The following is a 17,326-nucleotide window of genomic DNA, read 5'->3' as shown; positions in this document are numbered from 1 at the left end:
CTAGCCGCGGCTAGCGGAGGTGGTCGCCGCCGCGCATCCGCACCGCCACGACCAGCCCGGACGCCGCGGTCAGGGCGGCGACGACGGCGATCGCCGCGGGAATGCCGTAGGCGTCCGCGAGCAGCCCGGACAGCAGCGCGCCCGCGGCGAAACCGCCGTCGCGCCAGAGCCGGTAGATCCCGACCGACCGGGCCCGCCACTGCGGGTGGGCGACGTCGCCGATGGCTGCCAGCAGCGTGGGGTAGACCATCGCCGTGCCGATCCCGAGCAGGACGACGGCGGCCAGCCAGACACCGAAACCGTTGCCCGCCGCCACGACGGCCAGCCCGACGGCCTGGACGACCATGCCGCCCGCGATCAGCCACTTGCGTCCCAGCCGGTCCGAGGCGGCGCCGGTTACCAGCTGCACCGCACCCCAGACCGCCGGATACACCGCGGCGAGAATCCCGATCCGTTCAATGGACAGTCCGGCCGCGGCGAACAGGACGGGAAACAGGCCCCAGGCCAGCCCGTCATTGAGGTTGTTGACCAGCCCGGCCTGGCTCACCGCGGAGAGGGAGCGGTCCCGAAAACTGGTGAGGGTGAAGACTTCGCGGGTGCTCAGCGCCGCACCGGCGCCGGCGTGCGCGTCGACGTGGTTCGCGGCCTCCGTCTTGGCGTGCCGGTGGGTCTCCTTCACGGCGAGCACGGACAGGCCCAGGCCGAGGGCAATGTACGCCGCGCCGAGCAGGAACGGCGCCGGGCGCAGCCCGTAGGAAGCGGCGAGGTAGCCGGTGAACAGGGCCGTGCCGGCGACGCCGAGGTAGCCGGCGGCCTCGTTGAACCCCATCGCCAGCCCGCGCCGCTCGGGGCCGACGAGGTCCATCTTCATGACCACCGTGGTGGACCAGGTCAGGCCCTGGCTGACGCCGAGGATCACGTTGGCGGCGACAATCCAGGACCAGGTGGGCCCGAGGATCAGCATCGCCGGGACCGGCAGGGCGACCAGCCAGCCGGCGACCAGCACCGGCTTGCGGCCGTACCGGTCCGAGAGCGTCCCGGCAAAGTAGTTCGTGGCGGCCTTCGCCACGCCGAAGGCCAGGATGTAGGTCAGGGCGCCCGTGTACTGGTCGAGGTGGAACACCTCCCCGGCCAGCAGCGGCAGGACGGTACGCTCCTGGCCGAGCGTTCCGCCGACGAGGGCGTTGACCGCAACCAGCAGCAGGAACTGGGGAAAGTTGTGGCGCAGCCCCAGCACGGCAACGCCCCGCCCGCCGGAGCGGCGGGCGGGGCGGGAGTCGTGATCAGGGCCGGCGGCGAGGGCCGGGCTCACGACGCCGGGGCTGCGGCGATCTTGGCGCGGACTTCTTCCATGTCCAGGCCCTTGACCGCGGTCAGGAGCTGGTCGAGGCCGGAGGCGTTCATGGCGCCGGGCTGGGAGAAGACGAGGATGCCCTCGCGGAAGGCCATCAGGGTGGGGATGGAGGTAATCCGCGCGGCGGCCGAGAGACCGGGTTCGGCTTCGGTGTCCACCTTCGCGAAGACGACGTCGGGGTGTGACTCCGAGGCCTTGCTGAAGGTCGGGGCGAACTGGCGGCACGGGCCGCACCACGCCGCCCAGAAATCAACGAGCACAATGTCGTTGCCGGCGATGGTTTCTTCGAAGCTCTTTTCGGAAATGTCGATGGTTGCCATGCCTTCATCATATACCCCCGGGGGTATTGCCACAACGCGCACGGAGAGGTCCGTTGCCGTGGTTTCCTTGCGGTCATACCCTGGGGGGTTTCATGATGGACACGCTGACCCCGTTCATCACGGCCGGACTTACCCGCACCCGGCGGCCCCGCGCGGCGCCGGACCTGGAAGGAGCAACCATGGATGTCATCGTCATCGATACCCCGCAGCTGGGGGACCGCAGCTACCTGGTCCACGACGGCGCCGTCGCCCTCGTGATCGACCCGCAGCGCGACACTGACCGGGTGGAAAAGGCGGCGCGGGAGGCGGAAGTCACCATCACCCACGTGGCCGAGACGCACATCCACAACGACTACCTGACCGGGGGCCTGGAACTGGCCAAGACCCACGGGGCCAGCTACCTCGTCAACGCCGCTGACCCGGTGAAGTTCGAACGGACACCGATTTCCGACGGCGAAACGGTCCGGATCGGCGGGTTCTCCGTCCGGGCCGTGGCGACCCCCGGCCACACCCACACCCACCTGTCCTTCATTGCGGAGGACGGTGAGAAGCAGGCGGTGTTCTCCGGCGGCAGCCTGCTGTACGGCTCCGTGGGGCGCACCGACCTCGTGGCCGCCTCCGACACGGAGGGCCTGACCCGGGACCAGTACGCGTCGGTGCGCCGCCTGGTCGAGGAAGCCCAGAAGGACGCCGCGCTGTTCCCGACCCACGGCTTCGGCTCCTTCTGCTCGTCCGGACCCGCGACCGGCGCGGACCAATCCACCATCGGGGAGCAGCTCACCGACAACCACGCCCTCACGGACCCCGATGAGGACCACTTCGTCCAGGAGCTGATCGCCAACCTCACGGCCTACCCCTCGTACTACGCGCACATGGGCCCGGCCAATACCCAGGGGCCCGGCGCCCCGGACCTGTCCGTCCCGGAGTCCCTCGATCCCGCCGAGTTGAATCGGCGCCTTCACGACGGCGAATGGGTTGTCGACGTGCGCAACCGGGTGGCGTTCTCGACCAGCCACCTCAAGGGCAGCGTCAGCTTTGAGTACGGCGACGGCTCCAGCTTCACGACCTTCCTCGGCTGGGTCCTGCCCTGGGATGAAAAGCTGACCCTGGTCGGTTCCCGGGAGGACGTTGAAAACGCGATCCGCGACCTCTCCCGCATCGGCATCGACTCTCCGGACGCCGCCGTCGGTACCGAGCCGCACGCGCTCGCGCCGGACGCAGAACTCGCCTCGTACCCGCGCGTGGGCTGGGAAAAACTGGTCTCGGGCCGCGCCGACGGCGACACCGTGCTGGACGTGCGCCGGAAGGACGAATTCGCGCAGTCGCGCGTGGCCGGGGCGGTGAACATACCGCTGCACGAGTTGCTGAAGCGGATGGACGAGGTCCCCGCTGGGAAGCTGTGGGTCCACTGCGCTTCCGGCTACCGCGCGGGCGTGGCCTCCAGCCTCCTGCAGCGCGCCGGCCGTGACGTCGTCCAGATCGACGCCGCCTTCGACGACGCCGAGGGCGCCGGCGTGCCGATGGACCAGGCCGCCCCCCGCACCTAGGGTGCCGCCGCCCGGCGCAACACAGGCGCGGCCGGGCCGGTTCTCTGGCAGAGTATGACCATGCTCACAGTCATTGGCGAGGCCCTGGTTGATGTGGTCCAACGCTCCACCGGCATCCAGGCCCACGTCGGCGGCAGCCCCCTGAACGTGGCGGTCGGCCTGGCCCGGCTTGGCCACCCGGTGCAGTTCATCGGCCGCTACGGCAAGGACGCCTACGGGGAGTCGGTCGCGGCACACCTGAAATCAAGTTCCGTGCTGCTGCCCATGGGCCCGGACGAGCTGCCGACCTCGGTGGCCACCGCCCTGATCGACGACGGCGGCGCCGCGAGCTACACCTTCGACCTGGCCTGGGAACTGCCCGGCCTGACCGACCGGCTGCCGTTCATGCTGCAGGGAAGCACCCTGCTGCATACCGGATCAATCGCCACGATGCTCGCCCCCGGCGCCGCGGGGGTGCTCGCCGCCGTCGAGCATGCCCATCCCGCCAGCACCGTCAGCTTCGACCCGAACTGCCGCCCCACCATCATCACCGACGCGGACTACGCCCGGCACCAGGCCGAAAAATTCGTCCTTCTGGCGGACGTCGTCAAGGCATCCGACGAGGATCTGGCGTGGCTCTACCCCGGCGTGGATCCACTGGACTCCGCCCGGCGCTGGCTCTCGCTCGGCGGGTCGGAGGGGCCGGCCATGGTGGTGGTCACCCGCGGCGCGGACGGGCCGTGGGCCGTCAACGCCGACGGCGAGGCCCAGGTCCCGGCGCCCGCGGTGAAGGTCGCGGACACCGTGGGGGCGGGGGATTCCTTCATGGCCGCGCTGCTGTCCGGGATCGTGGACCGGGGGCTCACCGGGGCGCAGAACCGCAAGGCGCTCCGTGAACTCTCAGCCGAAAGCCTCCGCGGACTTCTCGCCCACGCCGCCGCGGCCGCCGCGGTCACGGTCTCGCGTGCCGGCGCCAACCCACCCACCCGGGCCGAGCTCAACCGGATGGAACGCGACTCCGCGGACCGGGCGTCCGCGGACCGGGACCGTGAAAGTGCGGGCCCGGCCAGCAACTGAAAGGGAAGCCATGGCAAGCCTCAGCGTACGCAGCGATACCTTCGAAGACGGCCAGATCCTGCCGGCGGCCCAGCGCGGGGCCGCCACTGGCCCCGGCGGCAAGGACGAGTCCCCGCCGCTGGCCTGGAGCGGGGCCCCGGCCGGCACCCGCAGCTACGCCGTCACGGCCTTCGATCCGGACGCCCCGGGCCACGGCTTCTGGCATTGGGCGGTGCTGGACCTGCCCGCAACCGCCACGTCGCTCCCGGCCGGGGCCGGAGCCAGGCACGGCGGCGGTCTGCCGCTGGGAGCGTTCCAGCTGCGGAACGACGGCGGCTCCGCCGGCTACCTGGGCGCCGCGCCGCCGAAGGGCCACGGACCGCACCGCTACGTGTTCACCGTCTATGCCCTGAACGTGGAGAACTCCGGCCTCGACGCGGGCGCCTCACCAGCCAAGCTGGAGGCCAAGCTCGGCCCGCACATCCTGGCCCGGGCAAGCCTGACCGGCATCTACGAACGGCACTGACCCGGGCCCGTACCGGCGTCGTACCGGCCCGCGCGGCCCCACGTAGACTGGCAGTATGCGGCTGGTAGCGAGTGATATTGACGGAACGATCCTGGGCCACGACGGCCAGATCAGCGACCGGACCGTGCGCGCCTTCCACGCCTGCCGGGAGGCCGGGGTGGAGCTCGTCTTCGTCACCGGCCGGCCGCCGCGCTGGCTGCACCCGCTGCAGGACCGGCTTGGTCACACCGGAACCGTCATCTGCTCCAACGGTGCGGTGGTCTGGGACCTCGAAGCCGACAGGATGGTCTCTGCGCGCGCCCTGGAGCTCGACGCCGTCTTCGAAGCCCGCCGGATCATCCAGCGGCTTCGCCCGTCCGCGCTGTTCGCCGCGGAAACGCTGACCGGCTTCCACCTGGAGCCCGGCTTCCTCGGCACCGGCTCCAGCGGGCTGCTGGCCGAGTTCACCCCGGCCCCCTTGCAGGACACCCTGCGCCCGGACGACGCCGTGGTGAAGTTCCTTGCGGTGGTCAGGGAGGGAACCGCGGATGAGTTCCTCGCCGAGGTCTCGCCCGCCGTCGCCCACCTCGCCGCGGCGACCCACTCCGCCCCGAACCTGGCCCTGCTGGAACTGTCCCTGCCCGGGGTCAACAAGGCCGTGACCCTGGCCGACTACGCGGCCTCGCTGGGCGTCCAGGCGGAGGACGTGGTGGCCTTCGGCGACATGCCCAACGACATCGAGATGCTGCGATGGGCCGGCCACGGGTACGCCATGGCCAGCGGGCACCCTGAGGCCATCCGCGCCGCCGGCCGGCAGGCACCGCACTTCGACGACGACGGCGTCGCCCAGGTCCTGGAGGCCAAACTCGCCGAACTCGGCGTCCGGCTCCCGTAACGTCCCCCTCCGCACCCGTCCCGCCAGCGCGGCCGGGACAGGGGCGGTCACGGGATTCCCAGCCGGCGGCCAACTTGCGTTCACTTTCGGCCCCTACGGTGGCAGAACCGAACGGATCTTCTGACTGATGGTGGGGCAATCATGGCCAGGTACGGCAACCGACACATTGACGACCAGCCGCTGCGGCGGGTGGACCCGGACGCGCACTGGAAGAGCCTGAGCCAGGGCGACAGGGTACGCGTCCGGCTCGCGCCCGGGTACGAAACCGGCGGCTTCGTGGACGATCTCACCACGGACCGCACCACGGTGTGGGTGGACCTCGACGGCGGCGGACGGACCCTGCTGCACTGCAGCGACGGGGTGGAGATCCTGCCGCAGCACCCCTGAGCCGGTACGCTTCAGGAGTGACGGTCCCGCACCCTTTCCTGGCGCACGGCGCAACCCCGGGCGTACCGGTGGCGATGGCCCACCGCGGCTTCTCGACGGAGGGCGCCGAGAATTCGATGGCGGCGTTCCGCGCCGCCGTCGACCTGGGCTACCGCTACCTGGAAGCCGACGTGCACACCACCGCCGACGGCGTCCTGCTGGTCTTCCATGACGAGACGCTGGACCGGGTCACGGACGGCAGCGGCCGCATCGCGGAGCTGCCGGCCGAAACGGTGGCGCGAGCCCGGATCGCCGGCACCGAACCGATTCCCCTGCTGGCCGAGCTGGTCGCGGAGTTCCCGGACGTCCGGCTCAACCTGGACGTCAAAGACTGGAATTCGGTCGAGACCCTGGCCGCGGCGATCGAGGAGCACCGCCTGCACGACCGGGTCCTGGTCGCCAGCTTCTCCGACCGGCGGCGGCGCGCGGTGCTGCGGCGCCTGAGCCGGCCCGCCGCGAGTTCGGCGGGCATGGCCTCCAATGCCCTGTTCGTCCTGCTGGGACCGCTGCTGCCGGCGGCACTGCTGCGCCGCGTGACCGGCCGGGCGCTCCGCGACGTCCACGCCCTGCAGGTCCCGGTCCGCTACGGCGCCGTCCCGGTCGTGACGGCCGGGTTCGTCCGCCGCGCCCACCGCCACGGCCTGCACGTCCACGTCTGGACGATCAACGAGGCTGCCGAAATGCACCGGCTGCTGGACCTCGGCGTTGACGGGATCGTGACCGACCGGGCCGATCTGCTCAAGGCCGTTCTGCAGGAGCGCGGCCAGTGGCCTGCCTAGGCATATCAAGCACCTAGGAAGGCCGCCGGCCCCGGGGCGCTGCGCTGGTCCTAGCCGCGGCCCATGCTCACCGTCGGGTCGCCGTCCCCCTCGGACGGGTCGGCCCGGAAGTGGCCAGGCTCGGTCGCCGGCAGGCCGCCGGGGCCCGGCACGCTGCCCGGCGAGGGGTCGGGGGAGCCGTCCGGCACGGGGCCGGGATCGCCCAGCGGGGGTGCGTTGTCCGGGTCTTCGGCCGGGTTGTCGAGCGGGCCGCCCGGAGGCTGGGTGGGATCCGCGGGGCCGCCGGGCGGGGTGTCTGTCGGATCGGCCGCGGCCGATCCGGCGCTCTGCCCGGTGCGCTGTTCGTTCTTCTCGGCCTCCAAGGCGTTCGAGCCCTCGCTGATCGAGGAATGAACCTGGATTTCGTCGTGGGGATTACCGGGATCGGGCGTGTGCCCGTCGTCGGACTTTTCAGCCATTCCGGCGACGTCCTCCAGCGCGTCCTCAGCGCCCTTCTTGATGCTGTCTGAGATGCCCATCGCTTGCTCCTCACTCCTGCAACTGCTGTAGCCGGACGGACCGGCCCTGCCACTCCAGAATTATCAGCATGCTTAGGATTAGTCCAGAGCCGTTGCCTGCGGCCGGACCGCTCAGCTGGACAGTTCGACCATCAGGGCCGGCAGCTCGTCGCACAGTTCCCGGGCGAGGTAGCCCAGGCCGCCGAGCCTGCTGGCGAGCCGGTCCCCGGCGGCGGCGTGCAAGTGCGAGCCCCAGCAGGCTGCCTGCGTGTCCGTGGTGCCGCGGGCCCGCAGTCCGGCGATCGCACCGGCAAGCACATCGCCGCTCCCTGAGGTGCCCAGCCCGCTGTGACCGGTGGTGATCTGCCACGCTTTTCCGCCGGGCTCCGCGATCACGCCCTGGCAGCTCACTACCGCGCGGTACTTGTCGGCGATCTTCGGCACGTCCCGGGCCAGGTCCTCGAGGTCGCGGCCCAGCAGGATCCCGCCCTCGGCGACGTTCGGCGTCAGGATCAGCCGGTCCGCCCAGGGTTCCAGCTCGCCGGCCAGGTCCGGGAGGCAGCCCAGGGCATACGCGTCCAGGATGATGGCCGGGCCGGCCTTCGGGGTCGACCGCCCCGGCAGCAGCAGTCCGCGCAGCAGGGCCAGGGTTTCCTCCGCGTCGTCCAGTCCTGGGCCGACCAGGACGGCATCCATGCCGTCCGCCTCGTCCGCCAGCAGCGCCGCCGCAGAGCCCTTGACCGAGCCGCGGGGGGTCTCCGGCAGCCCCACTACGCCGGATTCCGGGAACGCCACCGCCAGCTGCACCGCCGTCGACTCGGCGACCGCCAGGGTGAGCCGTCCGGCGCCGGCGCGGAGGGCGGCGACGCCGGCCAGCAGGGCCGCTCCCGGCGTCTTGCGGGCGCCGCCCACCACCAGTACCGAGCCCCGGTCGTCCTTGCCGGATCCTCCGCCGGGCAGGGGCCAGTCGCGCAGCAGGGTGGGCGTCACCGGGACGGGAGCAGTGGGCTTAGCGCGGGTGGACATTGGCATCCCCTGAATGTTCGGTGACGGCGACGCCTTGTTCCGCCAAATGGTCGGCCATGTTGAAACTCTCCAGCTCCCACGCCCCCGCGCCGCCGGGCCGCACGAAGCGGCTCACCGAGGCGTTGAGGACGCCGGTTGTGGCGGCAATATCCAGCACCTCCGCCTCCGTCAGGCCCTGCAGGATGTACCGGAACAGCACGATCAGCGCGTCGTGGCAGACCACCAGGACCTCTTCGCCCGGGTGCTCCCGGTCAAGGTCGGCGAGCAGGGACCGCAGCCGCAGCACGACGTCGGCCCACGACTCCCCGCCCGGCGGCCGGTAGTAGAACTTCCCCAGCCAGCTTCTGCGCCTGGCCTCCTCGGGCAGCCGCGCCTCCACCCCGGCGGACGTCAGCATGTCCAGGATCCCGAGTTCTCGGTCCCGGAGCCGCTCATCCAGCCGGATCTGCTCGCGCCATCCGCCCGTCTGGACGGCAAGTTCGGCGGTCTGGCGGGCCCGGGCGTAGGGGGAGGACCAGACGGCGCTGCGGCCGGCTTCCGGCACACCGGCCAGCAGCCGACCCAGCGCCAGGGCCTGTTCGCGGCCGGTCTCCGACAGGCCGACGTCGGCGTCCCGTGCCGGGACATTGATGACGTGCGCCCCCGTCTCGCGGGCGAGGGTGGCGGCAATGTTGCCTTCGCTTTCGCCGTGCCGGACCAGGACGAGTCCCGTGATGCCCGGCAGGCTGCCGTGTCCGATATTGCTCACCCTCCACCTCCTGCACGATGGACCCGCAGGGCGGGTCGAAACTGCGGTGGCCGCCCGCAGCCTCCCCGGGCGGCCCGAAAGGGCCCACGTTACTCCCGCGCCCCGGCCTTGTCGCGGCGGGCGCCCGCGGCGGGCACCCGTGCGGGAGCCGCTGTCCGGGAAACCGGAGCGGGAAAAGTCCGTGTCGGCTGGCAGGATGGATCCATGCGAATCCTGATCGCCCCGGACAAGTTCAAGGGCTCCCTGACCGCGGCCGAGGCCGCCGCTGCCATCGCCGAGGGCGCCCTGCGCGTCTACCCCGACGCCGAGGCCGTCCAGTTCCCCGTGGCCGACGGCGGGGAGGGCACGCTGGAGGCCGCCGTCGCGGCAGGCTACGAGGAGCGGCTGAACGCCGTGGTCGGTCCTGTGCTGGCCCCGGTGGGCGCCGCCTGGGCAATCCGGAAGGACAGCGCCGGCGGCGCGACCGCCGTGATCGAGACGGCGCAGGCCTCCGGTCTGGCGCATATGGAACCAACCCCCGCGAACGCCCTGCGCGCCCATAGCTACGGCTGCGGGCAGCTAATCGCCGCCGCGCTCGAGGCCGGCGCCACGGAAATCGTGCTGGGCGTGGGCGGTTCGGCCATGACCGACGGCGGCAGCGGCGCCCTGCGCGCGCTCGGCCTCAAGCCCCTCGACGCAGCCGGCAACGTCGTGCCCCTGGGCGGCGGTTCGCTCGCCGAGGTAGCCGCAGTGGACGTGAGCGGGCTGGATCCGCGGCTGGCGGCCGTGAAGTTCCGGATCGCCGTCGACGTGCAGAACCCGCTCTACGGACCCGACGGCGCCGCCCACGTCTTTGGGCCGCAGAAGGGCGCGGACGCGGAAGCGGCGGAGGTACTCGACGCCGGGCTGCGCAACTGGGCCTCCGTGCTGCGGCAGGCGACCGGCCGGGACGTCAACGTGCCCGGGGCAGGGGCGGCCGGCGGCTTCCCGGCGTCGTTCCTGGCGTTCAGCGACGCGGCGCTGGAGGGCGGCTTCGACCTCGTCGCCGGCCTGACCGGGCTGCGCGAGAAACTTGCCGGCGCCGACCTGGTGATCACCGGGGAGGGCTCGCTGGACTCGCAGTCGCTGACCGGCAAGGCGCCGGTGGCCCTCGCCGACGCGGCCCGCGCCCTCGGCATCCCGGTCATCATGGTCGCTGGCCGGATCCTTGTCACCCCGGAAGACCTTGCCAGGCACGGCGTGGTTGCGGCCGCCCAGCTGCTGGATGTCGCGCCGAGCCCGGCCGAGGCGGTAGCGAAGGCCGCCAAGTACCTTGCCTGGGCCACCAGCCAGGTGCTTGAGGGGGCCTGATCCGGACCCGGGCTGGACCACGCAGGGCCGGGCCCGCGCGAAATATACTCTGGCCCGGCGGCAGGGGGCGCCGATAAACTTGCTCCATTGGGGCCGTGACTCCTTCCAGGGCCGCGGGCAATTCACTGGCCCTGCCAAGGAGAGCAAGATGTCCGTCAAGCGCAACAGTCCCCGCCGGCCCAAGCTCCAGGAGCGCCGCCTGGAGGTCGAACACATCAACGTCGTCGACCGGCGCGTCATGCGCAAGGCCCTCGGCGGCACCATCGTCGGCAACACCATGGAATGGTACGACGTCGGCGTGTTCGGCTACCTGATCACCACCATGGGCCCGGTCTTCCTGCCCGAAGCGGATAAAACCGTGCAGAACCTGTTCCTGCTCGGCACCTTCGGCGCCACCTTTATCGCCCGGCCGCTGGGCGGGGTGTTCTTCGGCTGGCTCGGCGACAAGCTGGGCAGGCAGCGGGTCCTGGCCATGACGCTGATCATCATGGCGGCCTCCACCTTCGTGGTCGGCCTGTTGCCCGGGTACGCCGTGCTGGGGATCTGGGCGGCCGTCCTGCTGGTCGCCACCAAGCTGGTCCAGGGCTTCTCAACCGGCGGCGAATACGCCGGCGCCACCACCTTCGTGAGCGAGCACGCGCCCGACGCCCGGCGCGGCTATTTCGCCAGTTTCCTCGACCTGGGCAGCTACATGGGCTTCGCGATCGGCGCGGCGCTGGTCACGCTGCTGCAGGTGACGCTGGGCAGCGAAGCCATGGAGGCCTGGGGCTGGCGCATCCCGTTCCTGATCGCAGGGCCACTGGGCCTGATCGCCATCTACTTCCGGATGAAGATCGAGGAGTCCCCGGCTTTCCAGGCCAGCCTTGAGGCCCAGGAAACGGCCGGCCCCGCGGGTGAGGCGGCGGAGGCGAAGGGCCCGGTGGCCATCTTCGCCTCGCACTGGCGCGGGATCCTGCTCGCCATGATCCTGGTGGCGGCGGCGAACACCGTCGGGTATGCCCTGACCTCGTACATGCCCACCTACCTGACCTCCAACAAGGGCTATGACGAGTTGCACGGCACCCTGCTCACCATTCCGATCCTGGTCCTGATGTCCGCCGCGATCCCGCTGACCGGCAAACTCTCGGACCGGATCGGGCGGCGGCCGGTGCTGTGGATCGGATCGCTGGGAACCGTCGTCCTGGCCGCCCCGGCCTTCCTGCTGATCGGTATCGGCGCCATCTGGTCCACCCTGCTCGGCCTGGCGCTGATCGCGTTTCCGCTGACCTTCTACGTGGCGAACCTGGCCTCAACGCTGCCGGCTCTCTTCCCCACGGCGAGCCGGTATGGGGCCATGGGCATTGCGTACAACTTCGCGGTGGCCATCTTCGGCGGCACGGCACCGTTCATCATTGCTTCCCTGATCGCCGCCTCCGGCAACGAGATGATGCCGGCCTACTACCTGATGGCCACCTCGGCGATCGGCGCCGTCGCGGTCTACTTCATCAAGGAAACCGCCGGACGGCCGCTGATGGGGTCGATGCCCAGCGTCGACACGCTTGAGGAGGCCCACGAACTGGTGGCGGGCCAGGAAACCAATGAAAACCTGGACCTCAACGAGATGCCCTTCGACCACACCTACGAGCCGGCCGAAGGCCAGGAACCCTCCGGCGGGGACGCCGGGCGGACGGCCGGCGCCCCGGACTAGGCGCCGGTTTCGTAGTGCGGTTCTGCCACCGGCTTGGACTCCGGCGAGCCCCTCTCGCGCAGGTAGACCGAGGCTCCGACCAGCACGGCCACGGCCAGGAATTCGCTCTGCCAGTTCTGGAATGATTCGAACCAGAACCGGCTCGTGGCGAGGTAGCCCAGGACAGTGACCGGCGGCTGCCCGTGGGCCTGCTGCTCCTCGCTGTACTCCTCGCTGCCGCCGACGGCGTGCAGCACGACGGAGGACAGGAACAGCAGCAGGAACAGGATCGACAGCGAGTGTTCATAGAGCTTGAGCACCCAGCCGCCGCGGCGCACCGGCCACGGCGTCGAGGCCTTGATCGTGGCAGTCCTCGGATCCTCGTCCTGCGGGGCCTTCTTGCCCATCGGCTTGGATTCGGAGGAGCCCTTCTGGAACAGGAACACCGTCAGGATGACGTACATGCCCATCTGCAGGAACTCGGACTCCCAGTTCTCAAACGTCGCCTCCAGGAAGGCGCCGGTCCCGAGGTACTCCAGGATGCCGACGGCCGACTGGCCGTGGGCAAGCTGATCCTCGCTGTAGTCGGCGGCGCCGCTGATGACCATGCCGCCGAAGAAAACGACAAAGAGGCCGATGTTCGCCAGCAGCAGCCCGTGTTCCTTGGCCCATGTGCGCATCTTTTGCTCCTGACTCGGGATGTTCGGTGTGGCGGTGGCCCGAGGTTAGTCCCGGGCTGCCTTGTGGCGCAGCCGGTTCGGAATCAGCACGAGCAGGACCAACAGTACGGCGAGCAGGCCCGCGCCGACGGTAACGCCGGCGGAACGCCCGGCGGTGACGTCGAAAACCAGGGTGGAGGTTCCCACGCTCAAGAGGGCGACGCCGGCCAGCGCCACTTTGGCGATCCGGTCGGCGCTGGCGACCAGGGTGTCCTTCAGGCCTTTCCGGAAGAGCCTGCGGTGTGCGCTGACCGGGAGCAGGATGAGGGCGGTGGTGAGGGCTGCGAGCACCACATTTCCGAGGTACAGCGCAATCTGAAAGTCGTCCAGCGTTTCGAACCGGGACTGGAACGGGAGGGTGAGGAGGAAGCCCGCCAGGATCTGGACGCCGGTCTGGAGCACCCGGAGCTCCTGCAGCAGTTCCGCCCAGTTGCGGTCCATTTTCTCGTCATAGCTCTCGTCGCGGCCGCCGCGGGCGTTCACAGCATCAGACATCGGTGCTCCTCACTATCCAAAACTTGGTACTAAGCTTACTGACGATTTTCGGGTACGGTGGAGAAACAGACGAACTGACACATGCGGGGTAGGTGGACTCATGAGCGATTCTAAGCAGCAGGACCAGCCGCGGGACCCACGCGGCACGTACCACGCCGGACCGTTTCCCGAACAGGTCCAGCAGCAACCAGGGCTGACGGCGCCAATGGAGCCGCAGCCCGACCACGGCGAGGAAAGCTACCAGGGCAGCGGCGCCCTCGAGGGCAAAGCGGCCTTGATTACCGGCGGCGACTCCGGCATCGGCAAGGCGGTCGCCATCGCCTTCGCCCGGGAGGGGGCCGACGTCGCGATTTCCTACCTGCCGGAGGAAGAGGACGACGCCCGGGACACTGCCGAATGGATCCGCAAAGCTGGCCGCAGGGCGCTCCTGCTGCCGGGCGACGGGCGCACCGAGGAGTTCGCGGCCAAGATCGTCACTGACGCGCTCGCGGAGTTCGGCCGGCTCGACGTCCTGGTCTTGAATGCCGCGTACCAGAAGAACCGGGACAGCTTTGAATCCCTGCCGACGGAAGAATTCGACCGTGTCTTCAAAACCAACCTCTACTCCTTGATCTGGACGGCGCGCGCCGCGGTTCCGCACCTGAAACCGGGGGCGTCCATCATCACGACGGCGTCCATCCAGGCGTTCAACCCGTCGCCGGAACTCATCGATTACGCCATGACCAAGGCAGCGCAGGTCGCCTTCACCAAGGCGCTGGCCCAGGAACTTGGCCCCCAGGGCATCCGGGTCAACGCCGTGGCGCCCGGCCCGATCTGGACGCCGTTGATACCGGCCACCGAATGGCCGGACAAGCTGCCCAGTTTCGGCCAGGACACCCCGCTACAGCGCGCCGGTCAGCCCGCCGAACTGGCTCCGGCCTATGTCCTGCTGGCATCGGATCACGGCTCCTACATCTCCGGCGCCGTGCTGCCCGTGACCGGCGGCAAGGGACTTTGATCCCGCTGCAGCCCTCAGATCCCACCATCCGGACTCGACCGGCCACGTGCCAGAAAGCAGGAGGAACGATATGACTCAGGAAAACCAGCAGGGCACTCCCGTGGAGGAAGAAGCGGGCGGCTACGGAACCCCCACCGCGGAACAGGAACTCCCCGGCGGGGACGCCAAGACGTTCGCCCAGCCCCGTGATGAAGAGGCGTTCGACGCGGCAGGACTCAACCAGGACAGCCCCGACGGCGAGACGTACCCGGCGGGCGCGCCCGACCTTAGCCAGTTTGGCGCTGAAGACCAGGACAGTGCAGGAGAACCCGGAGCGGGACGCTTCGGAGGAACGGAGGAGCAGATGAACGCGGAAAACGAGAGCACCGAGGTCGGCTTCGAGCAGGGCAACGAAGCTGCAGCCGAAAGCGGCGGCGCCGTGCCGTCGTCGGAAGCGGAAATGGACGCAGCCAATACTGAAGAGCCGGAACCGGGCCGGCCGTTCTCCTCGGAATCGGGCCAGGACGCCGCCGGTATCCCGGACGGCAGCGGAACGGACCTGCCGGAGGAACAGTCTCCCAAGGATCGCGACAGCGAGGACAAAGAGTCCTTCGACGCCGGATAGGCGCCACGAAAAGAGGGCCGGCGTCCTGCCACCATTCGGTGGCAGGACGCCGGCCTTCGTTGTGCCCGGGTCAGCTATCCCGACGCCGCGTGCTCCCTGCCGGCGCCGCGGCGGACGGTCAGCGGCGCTTCTTGGGTGCGCGCTTCGCTGCGGCGTTGACGGCGGCCTTGACCGCGGCGACGGGAGCCGCGTCCTCGGATTCCGGTTCGGCCACGGTGCCGCGGACGCGCGCGATGGCCTTCATGCCGTGGTAGATCACCAGTGCGGCGGCGGAACCGAGCGCGATGCCGGTGAACTTCAGGTCGCCGATGGTCCAGGTGTAGTCCGCAATGCCGACGATCAGGGCCACGGCGGCTGTGGTGAGGTTGATCGGGTTGGAGAAGTTGACCTTGTTCTGGACCCAGATTTTGACGCCAAGCACGCCGATCATGCCGTAGAGCATGGTGGCGGCACCGCCGAGGACGCCGGCGGGGACGGTGGCGATCAGTTCACCGAACTTGGGGGAGAAGCTCAGCAGCACCGCGAAGCTGCCGGCCACCCAGTACGCGGCGGTGGAGTAGACCTTTGTGGCCGCCATGACGCCGATGTTTTCGGCGTAGGTGGTGGTGCCCGAACCGCCGCCGAGGCCGGCGAGGACTGTCGCGGCGCCGTCGGCCATCAGCGCCCGGCCGGAAACGCCGTCGAGGTTCTGGCCCGTCATCGCAGAAACCGACTTCACGTGGCCGATGTTCTCGGCGACCAGCACCAGCACCACGGGGACGAAGAGGCCGACGACGCCGAGGTGGAATTCAGGGGTCTGGAAGTGGGGGAGCCCCACCCAGGCGGCGGCATCCATCTTGTCGAACTTCACCTCGCCGCGGAGCATGGCGACGAGGTACCCGACCATGACACCGACCAGGATGCTCAGGCGGCCCAGGATGCCGCGGAAGAAGACGCTGACGACGATGATCACGGCGAGGGTGATCAGGGCCGTGATGGGGGCGGCGTCGAAGTTGTTCTTCGCCGCCGGGGCGAGGTTCAGGCCGATCAGGCCGACGATGGCGCCGGTGACGATCGGCGGCATCAGGCGGTTGATCCAGCCGGCGCCGAACTTCTGCACGATGGCGCCAATCACGGCCAGGGCGGCACCGGCCAGCACGACGCCGCCGAGCGCACCCGGAATGCCGAACTGCTGTTGTGAGGCCATGATCGGGGCGATGAAGGCGAAGGAGGAGCCGAGGTAGCTGGGAACCCGGCCCTGCGTGATGACCAGGAACAGCAGCGTGCCGATGCCGGAGAAGAACAGCGTGGTGGCCGGCGGCATGCCGGTGATGATCGGTACCAGGAAGGTGGCGCCGAACATGGCGACGACGTGCTGCATGCCGACGCCGATGGTCAGCGGCCACGCGAGGCGCTCATCCGGCCGGACGACCTCGCCGGGGCGGATGGATTTGCCGTTTCCGTGGATCTTCCATTTGGTGCCGAGCATGCTCATTGCAGTGAGCCTTTCAAAGATGTGTGGCGGGACCGGGAAGGAATCTTCCGGGTGCCACTTTACCGCCCCGGGGGCCGCGGCCCGCTGGCGGACCGGCCGATCGCCCTACTCGGCGGTCGGACGCCGCCGCTGCTGTTTCGTCACGGCACGCTGTTGCTTGGCAGCGAGCCGGCGCCGGACTGACCCCCGCGACGGACGGGTGGCGCGCCGGCTGGCAGCCTCGGGGGCCAGACCGGCCGCGACCAGGTGCGCCAGTTTGGCCAGGGCGATCTCCCGGTTGCGCAGCTGGGACCGCCGCTCGGCGGCGCTGACCGTGACGACCCCGGCCACGAGCTGCCGTTCGAGCCGGCTGAGGAGCGTGAGCCGCTGGCTTTCCGAGAGTATGGCCGAATTGACTACGTCCCAGGAGAGTTCGGCGCGGCTGTCCGAGGTGTTGACGTGCTGGCCGCCGGGCCCGGATGAGCGGGAGAACCTCCAGCGGAGTTCGACGGCGGGAATCGTCAGCGCGGGTGACACCTCCAGGTCCATCCTCCTAGAGTGCCACGCCCTCGGCCCCCGTGCTGAACCGGCAGTGCCCTGCAACAGGACGGCCTCAGCGCACCGCTCCAGCTATGCCGCTAGCGATCGTTGCGGGTCTGGAACTCTCCGTCGATTTCGTAGTGCCGGACCTCGGTTTCGCGGTTCGATTCGCCGTCGGAGATCACTTCGTAGTCGAGCTGGCGTTGCACCTGGCTGTCCAGAACCTGCAGTTCCTGGTCTGCCATGCCGGTGAGGTCTTCCGGAAAGTTTTCGTCCGGGGTGAGATATAGCTTGTCGGTCATCGTGCCTCCTACCTCCACGCCGGACCGAATTCCGGCTCGACGCCCAATTTTACAACCGCGCGCGGACCTGCCCAAGGTGCACGTCAAAG

General features: G+C 69.9%; 20 protein-coding genes. 10 read left to right on the top strand and 10 right to left on the bottom strand.

Annotated features, from left to right (window positions below):
• Positions 1–10 precede the first annotated feature (10 nt).
• Positions 11–1,204, bottom strand: a complete 1,194-nt coding sequence (locus tag ACTWLI_RS05645) for an MFS transporter (RefSeq protein ID WP_445156130.1) — start codon at positions 1,202–1,204, stop codon at positions 11–13.
• 104 nt (positions 1,205–1,308) lie between these two features.
• Entirely contained in the window at positions 1,309–1,674 is a 366-nt protein-coding gene (gene trxA / locus ACTWLI_RS05640) for a thioredoxin (RefSeq protein ID WP_445155678.1), read from the bottom strand.
• A gap of 179 nt (positions 1,675–1,853) precedes the next feature.
• Between trxA and ACTWLI_RS05635 the strand changes: the two genes are divergently transcribed.
• The 6 genes from ACTWLI_RS05635 (at position 1,854) to ACTWLI_RS05610 (ending at position 6,861) form a co-directional block, all read left to right on the top strand.
• Positions 1,854–3,221 (top strand): MBL fold metallo-hydrolase, encoded by a 1,368-nt coding sequence (locus ACTWLI_RS05635; RefSeq protein ID WP_445156129.1) that lies wholly within the window; start codon positions 1,854–1,856, stop codon positions 3,219–3,221.
• A 60-nt stretch (positions 3,222–3,281) separates the two neighbouring features.
• Complete coding sequence (locus tag ACTWLI_RS05630) at positions 3,282–4,277, top strand: carbohydrate kinase family protein (RefSeq protein WP_445155677.1); 996 nt, start codon at positions 3,282–3,284, stop codon at positions 4,275–4,277.
• Between the two features lie 10 nt (positions 4,278–4,287).
• A complete protein-coding gene (locus ACTWLI_RS05625; RefSeq protein ID WP_445155676.1) occupies positions 4,288–4,782 on the top strand; it encodes a YbhB/YbcL family Raf kinase inhibitor-like protein in 495 nt (164 codons plus the stop codon).
• 55 nt (positions 4,783–4,837) lie between these two features.
• On the top strand, positions 4,838–5,656 hold the full coding sequence (locus ACTWLI_RS05620) for an HAD family hydrolase (RefSeq protein ID WP_445155675.1): 819 nt from the start codon (positions 4,838–4,840) through the stop codon (positions 5,654–5,656).
• Positions 5,657–5,797: 141 nt separating this feature from the next.
• On the top strand, positions 5,798–6,043 hold the full coding sequence (locus tag ACTWLI_RS05615) for a hypothetical protein (protein WP_445155674.1): 246 nt from the start codon (positions 5,798–5,800) through the stop codon (positions 6,041–6,043).
• A gap of 17 nt (positions 6,044–6,060) precedes the next feature.
• The gene (locus ACTWLI_RS05610; protein ID WP_445155673.1) at positions 6,061–6,861 is read left to right on the top strand and encodes a glycerophosphodiester phosphodiesterase; all 801 of its coding nucleotides are present in this window, start codon (positions 6,061–6,063) and stop codon (positions 6,859–6,861) included.
• A 50-nt stretch (positions 6,862–6,911) separates the two neighbouring features.
• On the opposite strand, the gene ACTWLI_RS05605 is transcribed toward ACTWLI_RS05610, so the two are convergent.
• From ACTWLI_RS05605 to ACTWLI_RS05595, 3 genes are all read right to left on the bottom strand, one after another.
• On the bottom strand, positions 6,912–7,379 hold the full coding sequence (locus tag ACTWLI_RS05605; RefSeq protein WP_445155672.1) for a hypothetical protein: 468 nt from the start codon (positions 7,377–7,379) through the stop codon (positions 6,912–6,914).
• Positions 7,380–7,490: 111 nt separating this feature from the next.
• A complete protein-coding gene (locus ACTWLI_RS05600; RefSeq protein WP_445155671.1) occupies positions 7,491–8,384 on the bottom strand; it encodes an NAD(P)H-hydrate dehydratase in 894 nt (297 codons plus the stop codon).
• On the bottom strand, positions 8,368–9,132 hold the full coding sequence (locus tag ACTWLI_RS05595; RefSeq protein WP_445155670.1) for a histidine phosphatase family protein: 765 nt from the start codon (positions 9,130–9,132) through the stop codon (positions 8,368–8,370). Before ACTWLI_RS05595 ends, ACTWLI_RS05600 begins: the two co-directional genes overlap by 17 nt.
• Positions 9,133–9,336: 204 nt before the next feature.
• On the opposite strand from ACTWLI_RS05595, the gene ACTWLI_RS05590 reads away from it, so the two are divergent.
• Together ACTWLI_RS05590 and ACTWLI_RS05585 are read left to right on the top strand one after the other, a co-directional pair.
• Positions 9,337–10,461, top strand: coding sequence for a glycerate kinase (locus tag ACTWLI_RS05590; RefSeq protein WP_445155669.1), 1,125 nt, complete (start codon positions 9,337–9,339; stop codon positions 10,459–10,461).
• A gap of 148 nt (positions 10,462–10,609) precedes the next feature.
• Positions 10,610–12,148 (top strand): MFS transporter, encoded by a 1,539-nt coding sequence (locus ACTWLI_RS05585; protein WP_445155668.1) that lies wholly within the window; start codon positions 10,610–10,612, stop codon positions 12,146–12,148.
• Here the strand turns inward: ACTWLI_RS05585 and ACTWLI_RS05580 are convergent.
• Both ACTWLI_RS05580 and ACTWLI_RS05575 read right to left on the bottom strand, forming a co-directional pair.
• Complete coding sequence (locus ACTWLI_RS05580) at positions 12,145–12,807, bottom strand: DUF6766 family protein (protein ID WP_445155667.1); 663 nt, start codon at positions 12,805–12,807, stop codon at positions 12,145–12,147. The two genes, ACTWLI_RS05585 and ACTWLI_RS05580, sit on opposite strands and share 4 nt — an antisense overlap.
• Before the next feature lie 45 nt (positions 12,808–12,852).
• Positions 12,853–13,341, bottom strand: a complete 489-nt coding sequence (locus tag ACTWLI_RS05575) for a DUF6328 family protein (RefSeq protein WP_445155666.1) — start codon at positions 13,339–13,341, stop codon at positions 12,853–12,855.
• 100 nt (positions 13,342–13,441) lie between these two features.
• On the opposite strand from ACTWLI_RS05575, the gene ACTWLI_RS05570 reads away from it, so the two are divergent.
• Entirely contained in the window at positions 13,442–14,338 is an 897-nt protein-coding gene (locus tag ACTWLI_RS05570) for an SDR family oxidoreductase (RefSeq protein ID WP_445155665.1), read from the top strand.
• A gap of 70 nt (positions 14,339–14,408) precedes the next feature.
• Complete coding sequence (locus ACTWLI_RS05565; RefSeq protein ID WP_445155664.1) at positions 14,409–14,942, top strand: hypothetical protein; 534 nt, start codon at positions 14,409–14,411, stop codon at positions 14,940–14,942.
• 118 nt (positions 14,943–15,060) lie between these two features.
• Here ACTWLI_RS05565 and ACTWLI_RS05560 read toward each other — a convergent pair whose 3' ends face one another.
• From ACTWLI_RS05560 to ACTWLI_RS05550, 3 genes are all read right to left on the bottom strand, one after another.
• Positions 15,061–16,416: a uracil-xanthine permease family protein gene (locus ACTWLI_RS05560; RefSeq protein ID WP_445155663.1), complete on the bottom strand. Its 1,356-nt coding sequence runs from the start codon at positions 16,414–16,416 to the stop codon at positions 15,061–15,063.
• 105 nt (positions 16,417–16,521) lie between these two features.
• Positions 16,522–16,944 carry an alternative ribosome rescue aminoacyl-tRNA hydrolase ArfB gene (gene arfB / locus ACTWLI_RS05555; RefSeq protein WP_445155662.1) on the bottom strand — a complete coding sequence of 141 codons (423 nt, stop codon included), beginning with the start codon at positions 16,942–16,944 and terminating at the stop codon, positions 16,522–16,524.
• Positions 16,945–17,033: 89 nt separating this feature from the next.
• Complete coding sequence (locus ACTWLI_RS05550) at positions 17,034–17,237, bottom strand: hypothetical protein (protein ID WP_445155661.1); 204 nt, start codon at positions 17,235–17,237, stop codon at positions 17,034–17,036.
• Positions 17,238–17,326: the final 89 nt, after the last annotated feature.

Source organism: Arthrobacter sp. Hor0625 (assembly GCF_052567525.1).
The sequence above is the reverse complement of the archived record's forward strand: the minus strand, read 5'-3'. Positions and strand labels throughout refer to the sequence as shown.